Genomic DNA, 20,162 nt, shown 5'->3' with positions numbered 1-20,162 from the left:
TCCGTTGGTCGTGGATGAGAATCACATCCCCGGCTCGGGGACGAGCTCGCGGGCGGCAACGGCCGGAGCGGACTGGCGGGGCCGCGGCTTGCTCCACCGCTTGCGGATCGGGTTCTCCACGTACGTGTAGAGGAGGCCGGCCGCGGCCACCGCGACGACGAGGATGAACACGGCCATCGCGATCGCGACGTGGGTGCTCCACGGGCCGCCGCCCAGCCAGTTCTGCAACGACTCCATGATCCGGCCGTGCAGCAGGAAGAACGCGTACGAGCAGGTGCCCAGCCACACCATGGCGCGACCACGCAGCGGCGACCACCGCTCCTTGAGGTCGAGCATGGCCAGCGCCGGGATGAGCAGCGCCACCGGGATCACAGTGACGGCGACCTGACGATACGACCACGGCAGCCCGGTGACGTCCGGCACGACGTACGCGACGGCCAGCAACACCAGCACCGGGAGCACGCCGAGGAGGCGGGGCCAGCGTTCGGTCTGGACGATCCGCGCCATGGCGATGCCGAGCGCGAACTCGAGCAGCCGAGTCGCCGGGAAGATGTAGACGAACCAGTACTGCGGCGCCGACACCGGGCCGACCATGCTGTGCGGCTGGTCCGGCACCACCAGCCGGCCGACCAGCGGCACCAGCCACACCGCGCCCATCAGCGCGACGGCGGCCGGCCACAGCGCGCCGCCCGGGACCCGCCGCGCCAGCCGGATCAGGAACGGGAAGCAGAGGTAGAAGAACGCCTCGGCGGACAGCGACCAGGCGATCGTGTTGACGCCGAACTCGATGCGCTGGTCCGGCGACCACGCCTGCAGCATGAGCAGGTTGATGAGGCCGTCCCAGATCCGCATGGTGGTGCTCCGGTAGTACAGGAGCACCAGATGGCCGACGAGGACGGCGAACAGGAACGCGACCACGTAGTTCGGGTAGATCCGGAAGAAGCGCCGGCGCCAGAATGTCCGGGCCGTGTCGTCCGGCCGCGCCGCCCAGGTGAGGCCGAAGCCGCTGGCGATGAAGAAGAAGTCGACAGCGGTCCAGCCGCCCTGGAAGAACAGCCGGTCGAAGGTGTGCTGGGCGGAGCTGTCGGAGAAGATCTGCGAGTTGCCGATGTGGCCCAGGAAGACCAGCATCGCGGCGACGAACCGGACGCCGGTGAGGGATGGCAGTCGGGACAGTGTGGCGGTCATCGGGGGGAAACCTCCAGTAGTCGTAGTAGATGCTCGGCCAGCTCCGACGCGGTCGGGCACTCGTAGACCACGTCCGGCGCGAGCTCGACTCCGATCTGCGCCGCCAGCCGGTTCCGCAGCTCGACCGCGGACATCGAGGACATCCCGAACTCGATGAACTGCACCTCCGGGTCGATCTCGGCGGCCGAGTCGAAGCTCAGCAGCGCTGCGGCCTGCTCGCGGACGAACTCGACCAGGAACAGCCTGCGGTCCTCAGCGGCGTCGAAGCGCCTGTGGAACGGCGACTCGTCTTCCTCTCCCTGATCGCCGCCGGTGGGGGCCGGTGCGTCGCGGAGTCCGGCCAGGGCGGCGAGCAGATCCTCGGGGCGGTGGTCGGCGGGCAGCCCGAGAACCTCGAGCAGGGCGGCCGGGTCACCGCTGTCCACCGCGTCCCACAGCGGGCCGCTCTCGCGGGCGGCCGGCGCCGCGAAGTCCGGCCAGTAGCGGGCGCGTTGGAAGGCGTACGTGGGCAGTGGAACCACCTCGCGCGCGCCGGCGACGGCAGCCCAGTCCACGGTGGCGCCCCGGGTGTGGGCCACGGCCAACGCGCCGAGCAGCGACGCCACCGGGTCGCGGTCGCGGCGCTGAACCGCCGCGCAGCCCTCCGGCACCATCGCCGAGAGCACCGCGTCCGGCCCCAGCTCCAGGAACGTGGAGACCCCGGCGGTCCGCAGCGCCGCCACACCGTCGTGGAACCGCACCGTGTCGCGCAGGTGCCGGGCCCAGTACTCCGGTGCGGTCAGGTCCGCGTCGCTCGCCACCGCGCCGGTCACGTTGGACACGATCGGAATCTGCGCCGGCCGGAACGTCAGGCTCTCGGCCACCGCGGTGAACTCGGCCAGCACCGGGTCCATCAGCGCGGAGTGGAAGGCGTGGCTGACGTCCAGCCGCCGGGTGCGGTGCCCCCGCGCCGCGAGCAGCCCGGCGACCTCGCCGACCGCCGCCTCCGGCCCCGAGACGACCACCGACTCCGGCCCGTTGACCGCGGCGACGTCCACCCCGCCGACCTCGTCCAGCGCCTCGCGGACGATCTTCTCGGATGCGCGAACCGACACCATGGCTCCGCCGGCCGGCTGGGCCTGCATCAGCGCGCCGCGGGCGACCACCAGCGTGGCCGCGTCGACCAGCGAGAGCACGCCGGCCACGTGCGCCGCCACCAGCTCGCCGATGGAGTGTCCGGCGAGGAAGTCGGGCCGGACTCCCCAGTGGCGCAGCAGGCGGTACAGGGCGACCTCGACGGCGAACAGCGCCGCCTGGGTGTAACCGGTCTGCCCGAGCAGCTCGGCGTCGCTGAGGATCACCTCGTGCACCGGCTTGTCCAGGTGCTGGTCGAGCTCGGCGCACACCTCGTCGAACGCGGCCGCGTAGACCGGGTACGCCTCGTACAGTCCCTGTCCCATCCGTAGCCGCTGGCTTCCCTGCCCGGTGAACAGGAAAGCCAGCTTGCCGGCCTGGGCCGTGCCAGTGACCAGGCCGTCCGCAGGCTCACCGGCGATCAGCGCGTCGAGCCCGGCGGCCAGGTCGTCGCGCCCAGTGCCGACGACCACCGCGCGGTGCCGGAACACCGACCGGGTGGCGGCCAGCGAGTAGGCGAGGCCGGCGACGTCGGCGTCCAGGTGGTCGCGCAACCGCCGGGCCTGCCCGGCCAGCGCGGCGGCGCTCTTGGCCGACAGCGCCCAGCCGAGCATCGGCGGGTGTTCCGGGTCGTCGGCCGGCCGGGGCGCCGCCGGGGCCTCCTCGATGATGGTGTGCGCGTTGGTGCCCCCGATGCCGAACGAGGACACCCCGGCCCGGCGCGGCCGGTCGGTCGCCGGCCAGTCCCGCGCCTCGGTGAGCAGCCGGACGGCACCCGCGGCCCAGTCCACGTGGGTCGACGGCTGGTCCACGTGCAGGGTGCGGGGCAGCACGCCGTGCCGTATCGCCTGCACCATCTTGATGACGCCTGCCATTCCGGCGGCGGCCTGGGTGTGGCCGATGTTGGACTTCACCGAGCCCAGCCACAGCGGCCGGTCCTCGGGCCGGTCCTGGCCGTACGTGGCGAGCAGCGCCTGCGCCTCGATCGGGTCGCCCAGCGTGGTCCCGGTGCCGTGTCCCTCCACCACGTCGACGTCCGCCGCCGCCAGGCCGGCCGTGGCCAGCGCCTGCCGGATGACCCGCTGCTGTGACGGGCCGTTCGGCGCGGTCAGCCCGTTGCTGGCGCCGTCCTGGTTGATCGCGCTGCCGCGCACGACGGCGAGCACGGGGTGACCGTTGCGGCGCGCGTCGGAGAGCCGCTCCAGCACCAGCAGCCCCATGCCCTCGCTCCAGCCGGTGCCGTCGGCGGCGTCGGCGAACGACTTGCAGCGGCCGTCCGGGGCGAGGCCGCGCTGGCGGCTGAAGTCGATGAACACGCCGGGGGTGGACAGCACGGTCACCCCGCCGGCCAGTGCGAGGGTGCACTCGCCGCGACGCAGCGCCTGCCCTGCCTGATGCAGCGCCACCAGCGAGGAGGAGCAGGCGGTGTCGATCGTCATCGACGGCCCCTCGAAGCCGAACGTGTAGGACATCCGGCCCGCCGCGACCGCGGCCGAAACCCCGGTGCCGACGAATCCCTCCAGCTCGCTGGGCAGGTTCTGGAGCTGCATGCCGTAGTCGTGGTAGGTGAGGCCGACGAACACGCCGGTCCGGCTGCCCCGGACCGAGGCCGGGTCGATGCCCGCGTCCTCCAGCGCCTCCCACGCGCCCTCGAGCAGCAACCGCTGCTGCGGGTCCATGGTCAGTGCCTCGCGCGGCGAGATCCCGAAGAAGGCCGCGTCGAACCCGGTGGCGTCCTCGACGAACCCGCCGTGCCGGGTGTAGGTCGCGCCCTGCTTCTCCGGGTCCGGGTCGTACAGCTCGTCGAGGTTCCAGTTGCGGTCGTCCGGGAACTCCGCGACGACGTCGCCACCGTCGGCGACCAGCCGCCACAGCTGCTCCGGGGAGCTGACGCCGCCCGGCATTCGGCAGCTCATGCCGACGATGGCGATCGGCTCGTCGTCCGCGGCGGCGACGGTCACGGACACGTTCGCCGCCCCGGGCACGTCGAGCAGCTCGGCCCGCAGGAACTCGGCGAGCACCGCCGGGGTCGGGTAGTCGAACACCAGGGTCGCGGGCAGCCGCAGTCCGGTGGCCGCGTTCATCCGGTTGCGGAACTCGACCGCGGTCAGCGAGTCGAAGCCGGACTCCCGGAACGCGCGCTCGTCGTCCACCGCGCCGGCGTCAGACAGGCCGAGCACCGCCGCGACGCGCGTGCGGACCAGGTCGGTCAGTGTGCGGAGATGTTCCGTCGCCGGCATCCGGGCCAGCCGGTCCCGCAGCTCGGAGGCCGCCGCCGCGTCGGTGCCGACGACCCGGCGGGACGCGTTCGGCACCAGGCCCCACAGGATGGACTGCACCGCGCCGAGCCGGGCAGCCGCCCGGAGCGCCCCGAACTCCAGCCGCACCGGCACGACGGTGGCCCCGCCGGCGGCGCACGCCGCGTCGAACAGTGCCAGGGCGGTCGGGGTGGACAGCGGGCCGACCCCGATCCGGCTCAGTCGTGCCCGGTCGCTCTCGTCGAGCCCGCCGGACAGCCCGCTGGCCTCGTCCCACAGGCCCCAGGCGAGCGACAGGGCGGGCCGCCCCTGCGATCGGCGGTGCTGTGCGAGCGCGTCGAGGAAGGCGTTGGCCGCGGCGTAGTTGCCCTGGCCGGGCCCGCCGAAGACGCCCGCCGCCGAGCTGAACAGTACGAAGGCGGTCAGCGGCAGGTCGAGGGTGAGCTCGTGCAGGACGACCGCCGCGTCTGCCTTGGGCCGCAGCACCGCGTCGATCCGCTCGGGGGTGAGCGAGCCGATGACGCCGTCGTCGAGGGCGCCCGCGGCGTGCACCACACCGGTCAGCGGATGCTCGGCCGGCACGTCCGCCAGCACGGTGGCCATGCGGGTGCGGTCGGCGGCGTCGGCCGCGACCATGGTCACGGCCGCGCCGAGCCCGGCGAGCTCCGCGCGCAACTCGGCCGCACCGGGGGCGTCGGGACCACGCCGGCTGGTCAGGATCAGATTGCGTACGCCGTAGCCGGTGACCAGGTGCCGGGCGAGAATCGCGCCGAGGGTGCCGGTGCCGCCGGTGATCAGCACCGTGCCGGACCCGCCCCACACATCCGCCGGCTCCTCCGGCGCGGGGACACGAGCGAGCCGGGGCACGTACGCGACTCCGCCCCGCAGCGCGATCTGCGGCTCACCCGATCCGATCGACGCCGTCAGAGCCGCCCATGACTCGGGCGTGCCGTCGGAGTCGATCAGCACGATCCCGCCGGGGTTCTCCGACTGTGCCGAACGGATCAGCCCCCAGACCGCCGCCTGCGCCAGGTTGGCGGGAGCCGGTTCGCCCGCCGCGACGGCACCCTCGGTCAGCACCACGAGCGGCACCCCGGCATGGCGATCGTCGGCTAGCCACTCCTGCACCCCGGCCAGCGCCTGCCCGGTTGCCGTCCGCGTCTCTTCCCCCGCGACGATCAAGAAGCCGAGGTCCGGAACGGTCTCCCCGGCTGGCACGACGCGCGCGCCGGCGGCCTCGAGGGCCGATCCGAGCCCGTCCGAGCCGGCGCCGAGCACGACGCAAGTCGCCCCGGCCGGTGCCGGCGCTGCGGCCGCCACCCGCACCCAGTCCATCTGGTACAGGCCGCCGCGCAACGGGTCGCCGGAGCGGCCCAGGGCGTCGGCCGTCAGCGGCCGCACGGCCAGGGACTCCACCGACGCGACCGGAACGCCGGCGCTGTCCGCCACGTCCACCCGCACCGAGTTGCCGGCCCCGGGCGACAACCGCACCCGCAGCGCGGCCGCGCCGGTGGCCTGCACCCGCACGCCGGCCCAGGCGAACGGCAGCTGCGCGCCGTCCCCGGCGGTGCTACGGACGGCGAGCGGGTGCAGGGCCGCGTCCAGCAGTGCCGGGTGCAGCGCGAAGCCGTCGGCCGGCCCGCCCTCCTCGGGCAGGGCGACCTCGGCGAAGATCTCCTTCCCGCGTTGCCACACCGCGCGCAGGCCACGGAACGCCGGCCCGTAGCCGACGCCGACCGCGGACACCCGGTCGTAGACGTCGGCCGGCGCCAGCGCGGTCGCCCCGGCCGGCGGCCAAGAGTCCACCTCGAACCGGGCCGGCGGCGCGTCGGTGGCCAGCACACCTGTGGCGTGCCGGGTCCACGGCTCGTCCGGGGCAGCGTCGTCGGGCCGGGAGTTCACGGTGAGCTCGTGCCGGCCCGCGCCGGCCGCGCGCACGGCCAGTTGTAGCTGCACGCCGCCCCGCTCGGGCAGCAGGAGCGGTGCCTCCAGGGTCAGCTCCTCGACGAGACGGCAACCGACCTCGTCCCCGGCCCGGACGGCCAGCTCGACGAACGCGGTGCCGGGCAGCAACACGTGGTTGCCCACCGCATGGTCGGCCAGCCACGGGTGGGTGCGCACCGACAGCCGGCCGGTCAGCAGCACCCCTTCGCCGTCGGCGAGCACCACGGCCGCGCCGAGCAGCGGGTGCGCAGCGGCGGCCAGTCCGAGCCCGGAGGCGTCGACGGCGCGGGCGGCGACCTTGGGCCAGTACGGCCGGCGCTGGAACGCGTACGTCGGCAGGTCGACGCGGGGCCGGGGGCCGATCAGGCCCGTCCAGTCGATGTTCCCGCCGTGCACCCACACCTCGGCCAACGAGGCCAGCATGCGGTCGGGGCCGCCGCTATCCCGGCGCAGCGAGCCGGCCACCAGCGCGGTGCGCACGCCCGCCCGGTCCAGGTTGTCCTCGATGTCGATCTTCAGGGTGGGGTGCACGCTCGACTCGACGAAGAGGCGGAAGCCCTCCCCGGCGAGGGCCTGGACGGCCGAGCCGAAGCCGACCTGTTCGCGCAGGTTCTCGTACCAGTACCCGGCGTCGGCCTCGGTCCCGGTGAGCCAGCGGCCGCGGACCGTCGAGTACCACGCGACGTCGCACGGGCGAGGCGTGACCGGGGCCAGCATCTCGGCGAGCCGTGCTTCGAGCACGTCCACCTGTGGCGAGTGCCCGGCGCAGGACGAGCCGACGCGGCGCACCCGGACCTGATCGGTGTCGTACGCGGCCACCAGCTCGTCAAGGGCGTCCAGGTCGCCAGAGACCACAGTCGCCGACGGCCCGTTCACCGCGGCGACGCAGAGCCGCCCGGACCAGCGGGTCAGCCGGTCCTCGACCTCGCCGACCGGCGACGGCACCCACGCCATGCCGCCGAGGCCGGCGATGTCCAGCAGCAATCGCGACCGCAGCGCCACGATCCGGGCGCCGTCCTCAAGCGACAGCGCGCCGGCGACCACGGCCGCGGCCACCTCGCCCTGGGAGTGCCCCACTACAGCGGCGGGCGTCACTCCGCTCGCGCGCCACACCTCGGCCAGGGACACCATCATCGACCAGAGCACCGGCTGGACCACGTCGATCCGGTCCAGGCCCGGGGCGTCCTCGTCGGCGCGCAGCACGGCCGTCAGCGACCAGTCGATGAACGGCGCCAGCGCCCGCTCGCACTCCGCCAGGCGGGCCCGGAACACCGGGTCGGCCTCGGCCAGCGCCAGGCCCATGCCCGCCCACTGGCCGCCCTGGCCCGGGAAGACGAAGACGGTCTTGCCCGGCTCGGCCGCGACGCCGCGCACCACGCCTGCGGCGGGTTCACCCGCGGCCAGCGCGGTCAGCCCGGCGAGCAGCTCCGCCGAGCAGGTGCCGACGACCACCGAGCGGTGCTCGAAGGCCGACCGGCCGGCGGCCAGGGACGCGGCCACCGCGGCCGGGTCGGCACCCGCCGCCTCGTGCTCCAGCAGGGCGCGGGCCTGCGCGCGCAGAGCGTCGGCACTGCGGGCGGACACCAGCCACGGCACCGCGGGCAGGCTCGGGGACTCCGACGTAGCGGCGGCGGGGGCGTCGTACTCCTCGATGACCACGTGCGCGTTGGTGCCGCTGAACCCGAACGACGAAATCCCGGCCCGCCGTGGCTCGTCGCCCCGGTCCCACTGGCGGGCCTCGGTGAGCAGCTCGACGTCGCCCTCGGTCCAGTCGATGTGCGGAGACCGCCGTTCCGCGTACAGCGTCCCGGGCATGACCCGGTGCCGCAGCGCCTCGACGGCCTTGACCAGGCCGGCCGCGCCCGCCGCGGCCTGCGCGTGCCCGATGTTGGACTTGACCGAGCCGATCCACAGCGGGCGGCCCGCCGGCCGGTCCTGGCCGTAGGTGGCCATCAGGGCCTGCGCCTCGAGCGGGTCGCCCAGCGGAGTGCCGGTGCCGTGCGTCTCCACCATGTCGACCTGGGCGGCGGACAACTTCGCGTTGGCCAGCGCCTGCTGGATCACTCGCTGCTGCGACGGGCCGTTCGGCGCGGTCAGCCCGTTGCTGGCGCCGTCCTGGTTGATCGCCGAGCCGCGGATGACCGCGAGCACCGGATGTCCCCGCCGCACGGCGTCGGAGAGGCGCTCGACCAGGAACATGCCGGCGCCCTCGGCGGCGGCCATGCCGTCCGCGTCGGCCGAGAACGCCTTGCACCGGCCGTCTCGGGCGAGCGCCCGCTGCCGGCTGAACCCGATGAACGTCCCGGGGGTGGAGAGCACCGTGACCGCGCCGGTGAGCGCCATCGTGCAGTCGCCGTCGCGCAGCGCGCGCACCGCGAGGTGCACGGCGACCAGCGAGGACGAGCAGGCGGTGTCGACGGTCGCGGCCGGGCCCTCGAGTCCGAGGGTGTAGGAGATGCGGCCGGACACGACACTGGTGGCCACGCCGGTCATCAGATAGCCCTGAAGCTCCGGTTCGGCCTGCGTCATGATGTTCATGAACTCGCCGCTGTTCGCGCCGATGAACACGCCGGTGCGGCTGCCGCGCAGGGTCTCCGCGTCGATGCCGGCGCTCTCGATCGCCTCCCACGCCGTCTCCAGCGCGAGCCGTTGCTGGGGGTCCATCCCGGCGGCCTCGCGCGGGCTGATGCCGAAGAACGCGGGGTCGAAGCCGGTCACCCCGTCGACGAAACCGCCCTGGCGGACGTACGACGTGCCCGGGTGCTCCGGGTCGGGGTGGTACAGCGACTCGATGTCCCAGCCCCGGTCGTCCGGGAAGCCGCTCATCGCGTCGGTCCCGTCGGCGACTACCCGCCACAGGTCGGCCGGCGAGCTGACCCCGCCGGGGAACCGGCAGGCCATGCCGACGATCGCGATCGGCTCGTGGTCCTTGTCCTGGGCCTGTTCCAGGCGCTTGCGGGTGTCGTGCAGCTCCGCGGTGACCCGCTTGAGGTACTCGACCAGTTTCTCCTCGGTCGCCATCAGCGGCTACCTCTCCTCGTTCGTGGTGGCCAGACCGAGCTCGCTGTCGATGAACCGGAGCACCTCGTCCGCGCTGGCGTTCTCGAGCTGGCCGGAGACATCGGATTCGGCGTCGCGCGTCTGTTTGCGCCAGGTCGACGACAGCTGACGTAGCCGTTCGGTGATCGTGTCGCGGCTGGTGGCCGTGCCGGCCGCCGCGGTCAGCGCCGCCTCGATCCGGTCGAGCTCGGCGAGCAGCAGTTCCTCGGGCGTCCGCGTCGGCGGGGCGATCTCGGCGAGCAGGTGACCGGCCAGCGCCTCGGGGGTCGGATAGTCGAAGACCAGCGTCGCCGGCAGCCGGATCCCGGTCGCCGCCACCAGGCGGTTGCGGAACTCGACTGAGGTCAGCGAGTCGAAGCCGATCTCGGTGAACGGGTTCCGCGCGTCGACCGACTCGGGCCCCGGGAACCCGAGGACCGCGGCGACATGGTCCCGGACGAGGTCCAGTACGGCCGGCATCCGGTCGCCCTCGCCGAGGCCGCTGAGCCGGTCGAGCAGCGTCGCCGCGCCGGAACCGCCGGACTCCAGCGTTCGCCGCGACGGCGCCCGGACGAGGCCGCGGAACAGCGCGGCCACTCCGTCGGCGGCCGCGGCCGTCCGCATCGCGGCGAGATCGAGCCGGATCGGCACCAGGGCCGGCTCGTCCGCGGCGAGTGCCATGTCGAACAGGGCCATGCCCTGGTCCGGGGTGAGCGCGCCGAAGCCGCCCCGCCGCAGCCGCCGCCGATCCGTGTCGTCGAGGTGGCCGGTGATGCCGGCGCCGGCGGCTTGTTCCCACAGTCCCCACGCGAGGGAGGTCGCGGCGTGGCCGGCCGCGTGCCGATGCTGGGCCAGCGCGTCGAGGAACGTGTTGGCCGCGGCGTAGTTGCCCTGCCCGGCGTTGCCCAACACGCCGGCGGCGCCGGAGTACAGGACGAACGCGTCGAGGTCGAGGCCCGCCGTCAGCTCGTGCAGATTGACCGCCGCGTCGACCTTGGGCCGCAGCACCCGTTCGACCTGCTCGGCGGTCATCGAGGCGACGACGCCGTCGGCGAGCACCCCGGCCGTGTGCACGACGGCGGTGAGTGGATGTGCCGCCGGGATCTCGGCGAGCACGCCGGCGAGCCCGGCTCGGTCGGCCGCGTCGCAGGCGACCACCCGGACGGTAGCGCCGAGCGCGGTCAGCTCCTGCGCGAGCGCGCCGGCGCCGGGTGCGTCCGGGCCGCGCCGGCCGGTCAGCACCAGATGGCGTACGCCGTGCGCGGTCACCAGATGGCGGGCGGCCAGCGAACCGAGCGCGCCAGTGCCGCCGGTGACCAGCACGGTGCCGTCCGGCCGGAGCGAGCGGGGCATCGTCAGGACCACCTTGCCGACGTGCTGTGCCTGGGCGAGGTGACGGAACGCGTCTCGGGCGCGCCGAATGTCCCAGGTCCGAACCGGCGGCAACGTCAACGAGCCCCGCTCGAACAGGGCGACGACCTCGCGGAGGATCTCGCCGATCCGGGCCCCGGGCAGCGCGGCCAGGTCGAAGCTTCGGTAGCGGACACCGGGGTGTGCCCGCGCGACCTCGTCCGGGTCGCGCGGATCGGTCTTGCCCATCTCGATGAACCGGCCGCCGCGGGGCATCAGGCGCAGCGACGCGTCGATCAGCTCGCCGGCCAGGGAGTTGAGCACCACGTCGACGCCCCGGCCACCGCTGCTGTCCCGGAAGGAGTCCGCGAAGCCGGGCGTACGGGAGGAGGCGATCCGCTCCTGCGGAATGCCCGCGTCCCGGAGCGCCTCCCACTTGCCCGGACCGGCCGTGGCGAAGACCTCGGCGCCGAGGTGCCGGGCGATCTGCACGGCGGCCGTACCGACACCACCGGCGGCGGCGTGCACCAGCACCGATTCACCGGCGGTCAGGCCGGCCAGGTCGACCAGGGCGTGATAGGCCGTGGCGTAGGCCATCGGCACCGACGCGGCCTCGGTGAACGACCAGCCGGCCGGGATGGGGACCACCCGGTCGGCGGTCGTGACCGCGGTCCTGCCCGAGCCGCCCAGCAGGATGCCCATCACCCGGTCGCCCGGACTCAGGCCGGTGACGTCCGGGGCGACCTCGACGATCACGCCGGCGCCCTCGCCGCCCATCTGCGCGTCCCCGGGGTACATGTCCAGGGCGATCAGCACGTCGCGGAAGTTGAGGCCGACGGCGTGTGGGGCGACCCGCACCTCCCCCGGCTCCAGCGTCCGGCCCTCCTCGGCCGGGGCCAGCACCAGGTTGTCCACCGTGCCGCGGCTGCTCACGGCCAGCCGCCAATTGCCCGGCGGAGGCACCAGGGTGGCGGGGACGGCGAGCCGCGGCGCGTACACCCTGCCCGCCCGCACCGCGAGTTGCGCTTCGCCGGTGGCGAGCGCGGCGGCCAGCGCGGCCGACGACGCGGCGTCCTCGTCGAGGTCGGCCAGCACCAGCCGGGCGGGATTCTCCGCCTGCGCCGACCGGATCAGGCCCCAGGCCGGGGCGTTGACCAGGTCGGTAGGGCCGGCCTCGCCGTCCAGCGCGACCGCGCCGGTGGTAACCACGACCAGGCGAGAGGACGCGAACCGCGGCTCGGCCAGCCACTCCCGCACGAGTGCCAGCGTGCGGCAGGTCGCTTCGCGGACCGCCGTGGCGAGGTCGCCGGTCTCGCCGGGTGCGGTCAGGCGGATCGCCACCAGCGGCGGCACGTCGGCCGTGTCCGGCAACGCGCCGGGCTCGGCGAAGACCGGCTCGGGTGCGGCCTCGGCGGTGGCGACGGGGGCCCACCGTACGGCGTACATCGAGTCGCCGGCCCCGGTGGTGACGGACCGCGCGGGCAGCGCGCGCATCGTCAGCGACTCGATGTCGGCCACCGGGGTGCCGGCCAGATCGGTGACGCTGATGGCGTAGGAGCCGTTGTCCCGCGCGAACAGCCGTACCCGCACGGACGTGGCCCCGGTGGCGTGCAGGCGTACGCCGGACCAGCTGAACGGCAGTCGCGCCCCGGTGTCACCGGTCGTTCCGGCCGCGATCACGTGCAGCGCCGCGTCCAGCAGGGCGGGGTGGAGCCCGAACCGGCCGGTCTCGGTGGCGTCCTCGGGCAGGGCCACCTCGGCGTACCGGTCGCTGCCGTTTTCCCACGCCGCCAGCAGCCCGCGGAACGTGGGTCCGTAGCGCATCCCGATACTGTCGAACCGGTCGTAGAGGCCGGTGACGTCGAGGCGTTCCGCTCCCGCCGGCGGCCAGGACGGCCCGGTCCCGGCGGCGGGAGCGTCCGCGCCGTCCACCAGGGTGCCGCTCGCGTGCCGGGTCCACGGGTCGCCCGGTTTCGACTGCCCCGGCCGGGAGTAGACAGCGACGGCCCGGCGGCCGGCGGCCGCCGCGTCGACGGCCACCTGCAGCCGCACGTCGCCGCGCTCGGGCAGCACCAACGGTGCCTCGAGGGTCAGCTCCTCGACGATGCCGCAGCCGGCCTCGTCGCCGGCGCGCACGGCCAGCTCGACGAACGCGGTGCCGGGCAGCAGCACCTGGCCGCCGATCTCGTGCTCGGCCAGCCACGGGTGGGTCTGCCGGGAGAGCCGCCCGGTGAGCAGGACGCTGTCGTCGGCGAGGGTGGCACCGGCGTCGAGCAACGGGTGGCCGGCCTCCTTGAGGCCGATCGACCCCGCGTCGCCGGCCGGCCGGCCGGGGCTCGCCAGCCAGAACCGCTGCCGCTGGAAGGCGTAGGTGGGCAGGTCGGCGTGCCGTTCCCGCGGTCCGAAGAGGACCCGCCAGTCGACGGGCCGGCCGGCGACGTGCAGGCGGGCGAGCGCCTCGACGAAGGTCTGCACCTCGTCGCGGTCCTTGCGGGCGGTGGGGATCGCCTCGGTCAGGCCGCTGAGGACCCCGTCGGGGCCGATCTCCACCGCGATGTCCGCACCGGCGGCGGCGACGTTGTCGGCAAACCGAACAGCCTGCCGGACGTGCTCCACCCAGTAACCCGGATCGGTCGGGTCACCGCTCATGGCCAGCGCGATGCTCGGCTGCCGATAGGCCAGGCCCTCGGCCACCTGCCGGAACTCGTCCAGCATCGGCTCCATCAACGGCGAGTGGAACGCGTGACTGACCCGCAACCGGCGCGTCCGCACCCCGACCAACGCCGCCTCGACCCGGGCCACACTCTCCTCAGCCCCGGAGACCACCACCGCCGACGGGCCGTTCACCGCCGCGATACCCACCCGCTCGTCGAGCAGCGGCACCACATCAGCTTCGGGGGCGGCGACCGCGAGCATCGCCCCACCCGCCGGCAACGCCTGCATCAACCCGGCCCGGGCGGCGATGAGCGTGCACGCGTCGTCCAGAGACAACACCCCCGCCACATGGGCAGCCGCGATCTCCCCGATCGAATGACCCACCAACACATCCGGCTCGACACCGAACGACGTCAGCAGCCGGAACAGGGCGACCTCGAAGGCGAACAACGCCGGCTGCGCGTTACCGGTCTCGCGCAGCTCCTCCTCGGACGAGCCCCACATCACGTCCCGAACGTTCAGGCGTTCCAGCACCTCGTCCAGGGCCTGAGCGAACACCGGGAACTCGGCGGCCAACTCACGGCCCATACCGAGGCGCTGACTACCCTGACCCGAGAACAGGAACCCCAGACGGCCGTCCACCGTCGCGGTGCCGCGCAGCACCCCCGGCCCGACCTCCCCGGCGGCGAGCGCTTCAAGTCCCGCGACCAGGGTGAGCCGGTCGGTCGCGACGATCGCGGCGCGGTGCTCCATCGGCGCCCGGGTCGCCGCCAGGGCGGCGCCGATCGCGGCGGTCTCGCCGCGCAGCTCGGTCAGCAGTTTCGCGGCCTGCCCGCGCAGCGCGTCCCCGGTCCGGGCGGAGATCAGCCACGGCACCACCCGCGGCGTCGGCGCCGGCGCCACGGCGGTCTCCGGCTCGGCCTGCTCGAGGATCACATGCGCGTTGGTGCCGGAGATGCCGAACGACGACACCGCCGCGCGGCGCGGCCGTCCCGTGTCGTCCCACGGCCGGGGCTCGGTCAGCAGCGCGACGGTGCCGGCCGTCCAGTCCACGTGTGCGGTCGGCTCGTCGACGTGCAGCGTCCTCGGGAGCGTCCCGTGCCGCATCGCCATCACCATCTTGATCACCCCGGCCACGCCGGCGGCGGACTGAAGGTGGCCGATGTTCGACTTCACCGAGCCGAGCCAGAGCGGCCGGTCCTCGGGCCGGTCCTGGCCGTACGTGGCGAGCAGTGCCTGCGCCTCGATCGGGTCACCCAACGTCGTGCCGGTGCCGTGCGCTTCGACCACGTCGACGTCCGGCGCGGACAGTCCGGCGACCGCCAGGGCCTCCCGGATCACGCGCTGCTGGGCGGGGCCGTTCGGGGCGGTCAGGCCGTTGGACGCACCGTCCTGGTTGATCGCGCTGCCTCTCACCACGGCAAGCACCGGGTGGCCGTGGCGGCGCGCGTCGGAGAGCCGCTCGAGCACCAGCATGCCGGCCCCCTCGGCGAGACCGAAGCCGTCCGCCGAGGCGGCGAACGACTTGCACCGCCCGTCGCGGGCGAGCGCGCCCTGCCGACTGAACCCGACGAACCCCAGCGGCGTGGACATCACCGTGGCGCCACCGGCCAGCGCCAGCGAGCATTCGCCGTTACGCAGGGCGTTCGCGGCCAGGTGCAGGGCGACCAGCGACGACGAGCAGGCCGTGTCGACAGTCAGGGTCGGGCCCTCCAAGCCCAGCGCGTAGGCGGTGCGCCCGGACACGACACTGCCCAGCGTGCCGGTCATGAGATGGCCGACCACCTCCTCGGACAGCTGATCGGAGCCACGGCCGTAGTGTTCGTAGGCGGTGCCGACGAACACGCCGGTCCGGCTGCCGCGCAGCGACTCCGGGTTGATACGGGCGTGCTCGAGCGCCTCCCACGAGGTCTCCAGGAGCAGCCGCTGCTGCGGGTCCATCGCGAGCGCCTCGCGGGGGCTGATGCCGAAGAACCCGGCGTCGAAATCGCCCGCCCCGTCGAGAAAACCGCCTTCCCGGACGTACGTCGTGTGCGGCCGGGACAGGTCCGGGTCGTAGATGGCGTCGACGTCCCAGCCCCGGTCCTCGGGCAGGAACGAGATCGCGTCGGCGCCGTCGGCGACGAGCCGCCAGAGGTCCTCCGGCGTGCGTACCCCGCCGGGGGCGCGCAGGCTCATGCCGACGATGACGATCGGGTCGCCGGCCTGCGGCGCGACTGCGGATCCCGGCTCGGCGGCGGGTCCGGGCTCGCCGAGGATCTGCCCGGCCAGCATCTCGGCCACGGCCCGGATGTTCGGGTGGTCGAAGATGACGGTCGTCGGCACCCGCGCGCCGGTGACGTCCTGCAGCCGGGCCCGCAGCTCGACCGCGGACACCGAGTCGAAGCCGAGGTCCCGGAATGCCCGGTCCGCCTCGACGTCGGCCGGGTCGCCGTAGCCGAGCACGACCGCGACCTGTTCCCGGACGAGGTCGGTGAGTAGGCGGAGGCGGTCCCGTTTGTCGAGCGGAAGCAGCCGGGCCTGCAGGGGCGACGTGACGTCCTCGGCAGCGCCGGGCCGGGCCTCGGCCGCGACGAGCGCGGCCACCTCGGGGATGCCGGCCACCAGCGGCCGGCTCCGGGCGGAGCTGAACAGCGGATAGAAACGTTCCCAGTCAACATCCGCGACGACCAGGTGGGTCTCCCCGTCGGCGAGCGCCTGGACGAGGCCCTCGACGGCACGCTCGGGTGCCATGAACGGCATGCCGCTGCGGCGTCCGTCGTCCTCACTGAGGAAGGAGGTCATGCCCCCGCCGGCCGCCGACCAGAACCCCCATGCCACGGCGGTGGCGGGCAGTCCCCGGCCGCGCCGGGCGACGGCCAGTCCATCGAGGAACGCGTTGGCAGCGGCGTAGGCGGCGTTGTTGCCGCTCCCCCACACTCCGGCGCCCGACGAGAACAGCACGAACGCGTCCAGTTCCCGGTCGGCGAACACGTCGTCGAGCACCGCCGCACCGATGAGCTTGGCCGCGGTGACGGCTTCGAGCTCCTCCGGGCCGAGCAGGTCGATCCGCTTCATGTGCGGGATCCCGGCGGCGTGGAACACCGAGCGGATCACGTCGCCGCCCGCCTCGATCCGGGCGGCCAGCGCCGCGACCGCCTCCGCGTCGGCCACGTCGCACGCTTCCACCGTGACCCGTACGCCGCTGCGCTCCAGTTCAGCGACCAGATCGGCCGCCCCCGGGGCCCGGTCGCCACGTCGGCCGGTCAGCACGATGTGCCCGGCGCCGCCGGTCGCCAGCATGCGTGCCACGTGGGCGCCGAGGCCGCCGGTGCCGCCGAAGACCAGGGCGGTGCCCCGGGCCTGCCACGTGGCGTCGGCGCCGGTGGTGCGGGGCGCCCGGGTGAGCCGCCGGGCGTACAGCGCCGACGAGCGGACCGCGAGCTGGTCCTCGTCGCCGACGCCGGCCAGGGCGGCGGCGAGGCGCACGCGGGCGGGGACGTCGATGTTTTCCGGCAGGTCGATCAGGCCGCCCCAGCGCTCCGGGTGCTCGAGCGCGAAGACCCGGCCGAGGCCGCACACCGCGCTCTGCCCGGGCGCGCGGAGCGGATCGGATCCGCCGACCGTCTCGGCCGTCTGGGTGGCGAGCCACACCGGCGCGGCGATCTCGGCGTCGCCGAGGGCCTGCAGCAACGACAGCGTACGAACCAGCCCGGAGTCCGCCGCGGCGAGCAGGGACAGCACACCCGCGGGGGCCTCCTGCCCGGGCAACAGGTCCGCCAGCGGGTCCCGGTCGAGCTGGTCGCCGAGCTCGATGAGCCGCACCTCGGCGCCGTGCTCGGTGAGCGCCGTGGTGACGGCCGCGACGAGGTCGTCATCGGCGGCGGCCACGATCCACCACAGCCCGCTGAGCTTCGGAGCGGCCGTGGTGAGCGCCACCGGCGTCCAGGTGATCCGGTACCGCCAGTTGTCCAGTTCGGACCGGGCGGGCTGCGGCGCCACCGGGTCCAGCCAGAACCGCTGCCGCTGGAAGGCGTAGGTGGGCAGGTCGAAGCCGCGTGGGGAGACGCCCGCGAAATAGGTGCGCCAGTCGACGCGTACGCCGCGGGTCTGCAGCCGGCCGAACGCCTCGATGAGGAACCGGACCTCGTCGCGATCCCTGTGCGCCAGCGGGACGAGCACGGCCGACTCGTCGCCGGCGTGTTCCAGCGCCTGCTCGGCGAGGCCGGTCAGCACGCCGTCCGGGCCGATCTCCACAAGGATGTCGGCGTTCGTGGCGGCGAGGTTGTCGGCGAAGCGAACGGCCTGCCGGACGTGCTCGACCCAGTAACCGGGGTCGGTCGGGTCACCGCTCATGGCCAGCGCGATGCTCGGCTTCTGGTAGGTCAAGCGTTCGGCGACCTGCCGGAAGTCCTCCAGCATCGGCTCCATCAACGGCGAGTGGAACGCGTGACTGACCCGCAACCGGCGCGTCCGCACCCCGACCAACGCCGCCTCGACCCGGGCCACGCTGTCCTCTGCCCCGGAGACCACGACCGCCGACGGGCCGTTGATCGCCGCGATGCCGACCTGCTCGTCGAGCAGCGGCAACACGTCGGCCTCGGGGGCGGCGACCGCGAGCATCGCCCCACCCGCCGGCAACGCCTGCATCAACCGCGCCCGGGCGTCGACCAACGCGCACGCGTCATCCAGGGAGAAGACCCCCGCTACGTGGGCAGCGGCGATCTCCCCGATCGAGTGACCCACCAACACATCCGGCTCGACACCGAACGACGTCAGCAGCCGGAACAGGGCGACCTCGAACGCGAACAACGCCGGCTGCGCGTTACCGGTCTCGCGCAGCTCCTCCTCCGACGAACCCCACATCACCTCCCGCACATCGAGACGTTGCAACACCTCGTCGAGGGCGTCGGCGAACACCGGGAACTCGGCAGCCAACTCACGGCCCATGCCGAGTCGCTGACTACCCTGACCGGCGAACAGGAACCCCAGCCGGCCGGCCGTGCCGCTGCCGGTGTGCACACCGGCGGCCGGCTCCCCGGCGGCCAGGGCACGCAGTCCCGCCAGCAGCTCGTCGCGGTTCGCCCCGGTGATGACGGCCCGGTGGTCGAGCACGGCCCGGGTCGTGGCGAGCGCGGCCCCGACCACGTCGGCCGGAGCGGCCCGCTCGTCGAGCCGGTCGAGCCGGTCGAGCAGCCGGGCCGCCTGCGCGCCGAGCGCGGCGGAGGTCCGTGCCGACAGCAGCCACGGCACGGCCGGGGGCGGCGCCACGGCCGGCTCGGCCGCAACCTCCTCCAGCGGAGCCTCCTCGATGATCACGTGGGCGTTGGTGCCGCTGAACCCGAACGACGAGATGCCGGCGCGGCGCGGGCCGTCCCCACGCCGCCACGGCTTGGCCTCGGTGAGCAGCCGCACGTCCCCGGCCGACCAGTCCACGTGCGGGGACGGGCGATCGGCGTGCAGGGTGCGCGGCAGCACGCCGTGCCGCATCGCCATCACGGTCTTGATCACGCCGCCGACGCCGGCCGCGGCCTGGGTGTGCCCGATGTTGGACTTGAGGGAGCCGAGCCACAGCGGATGGCCCTCGGCGCGCTCCTGTCCGTACGTCGCGAGCAGGGCCTGCGCCTCAATGGGGTCGCCCAGCACCGTGCCGGTTCCGTGCGCCTCGACCATGTCGACCTGCGACGCGGACAGGCCCGCGTCGGCGAGCGCCTGGCGGATCACCCGCATCTGCGACGGGCCGTTGGGCGCGGACAGACCGTTGCTCGCCCCGTCCTGGTTGATGGCGCTGCCGCGCAGGACCGCCAGCACCTGGTGGCCCTGGCGGCGGGCGTCGGACAGTCGCTCGAGGACCAGGACGCCCACGCCTTCGGCCCAGCCGGTGCCGTCGGCGCCCGCCCCGAACGACTTGCACCGGCCGTCCGGGGACAGCCCGCGCTGCCGGCTGAACTCGATGAACGTGCCCGGCGACGACATCACCGTCACGCCGCCGGCGAGCGCAGCCGAGCATTCCCCGCGCCGCAGCGCGTTCGCCGCCAGGTGCAGCGCCACCAGCGACGACGAGCAGGCGGTGTCGACCGAGACGGCGGGGCCGTTGAGGTCGAGCGTGTAGGCGACCCGGCCGGAGACGACGCTGCCGATCGCCTCGCTGCGGTAGTAGTCGTGGTACATGACCCCGGCGAACACCCCGGTGCGGCTGCCCCGCAGCGACGCCGGGTCGATGCCGGCTCGTTCGAGCGCCTCCCACGAGGTCTCCAGGAGCAGGCGCTGCTGGGGATCGGCGCTGACGGCCTCCCGCGGCGACATGGCGAAGAAGCCGGGGTCGAAATCGGCGGCGTCGTACAGGAAGCCGCCGTGCCGCGTGTACGCCGTGTCCGGGTGCTCGGGATCGGGGTGGTAGACGTGCGGGTCCCAGCCGCGATCGGCCGGGAACTCACCGATCGCGTCCACGCTGTCGTCGACCAGCCGCCAGAGGTCCTCCGGGGAGGTGACGCCACCCGGGTAACGACAGGCCATGCCGACGATCGCGATCGGCTCGTGGTCCTTGCCCTCGATCTCCCGCAGCTGCTGACGGGCCTCGTGCAGATCCGCCGTGACGCGCCGGAGGTAGTCCCGGAGTTTGTCCTCGCCTGCCAT

2 protein-coding genes and 1 pseudogene are annotated in these 20,162 nt (G+C 74.1%); all 3 read right to left on the bottom strand.

All coding sequences use genetic code 11. The features are described from left to right. Positions 1–21: 21 nt before the first annotated feature. Positions 22–1,188: an acyltransferase family protein gene (locus tag ACGFIE_RS25505; RefSeq protein ID WP_393298933.1), complete on the bottom strand. Its 1,167-nt coding sequence runs from the start codon at positions 1,186–1,188 to the stop codon at positions 22–24. Continuing rightward, positions 1,185–9,527 (bottom strand): SDR family NAD(P)-dependent oxidoreductase, encoded by an 8,343-nt coding sequence (locus ACGFIE_RS25500; protein ID WP_393298980.1) that lies wholly within the window; start codon positions 9,525–9,527, stop codon positions 1,185–1,187. Before ACGFIE_RS25500 ends, ACGFIE_RS25505 begins: the two co-directional genes overlap by 4 nt. A gap of 3 nt (positions 9,528–9,530) precedes the next feature. Then, a pseudogene (locus ACGFIE_RS25495) lies at positions 9,531–20,162 on the bottom strand (SDR family NAD(P)-dependent oxidoreductase); the annotation flags it as partial.

The sequence above is a fragment of the Micromonospora sp. NPDC049275 genome, from assembly GCF_043197115.1.
Taxonomy (GTDB): Bacteria; Actinomycetota; Actinomycetes; order Mycobacteriales; family Micromonosporaceae; genus Micromonospora.
This window is presented reverse-complemented; position numbering and strand designations above follow the sequence as displayed.

Excerpts from the sequence above, each read along its gene's own strand:
- ACGFIE_RS25505 (WP_393298933.1), bottom strand. The coding sequence starts at position 1,188 with ATGACCGCCACACTGTCCCGACTGCCATCCCTCACCGGCGTCCGGTTC.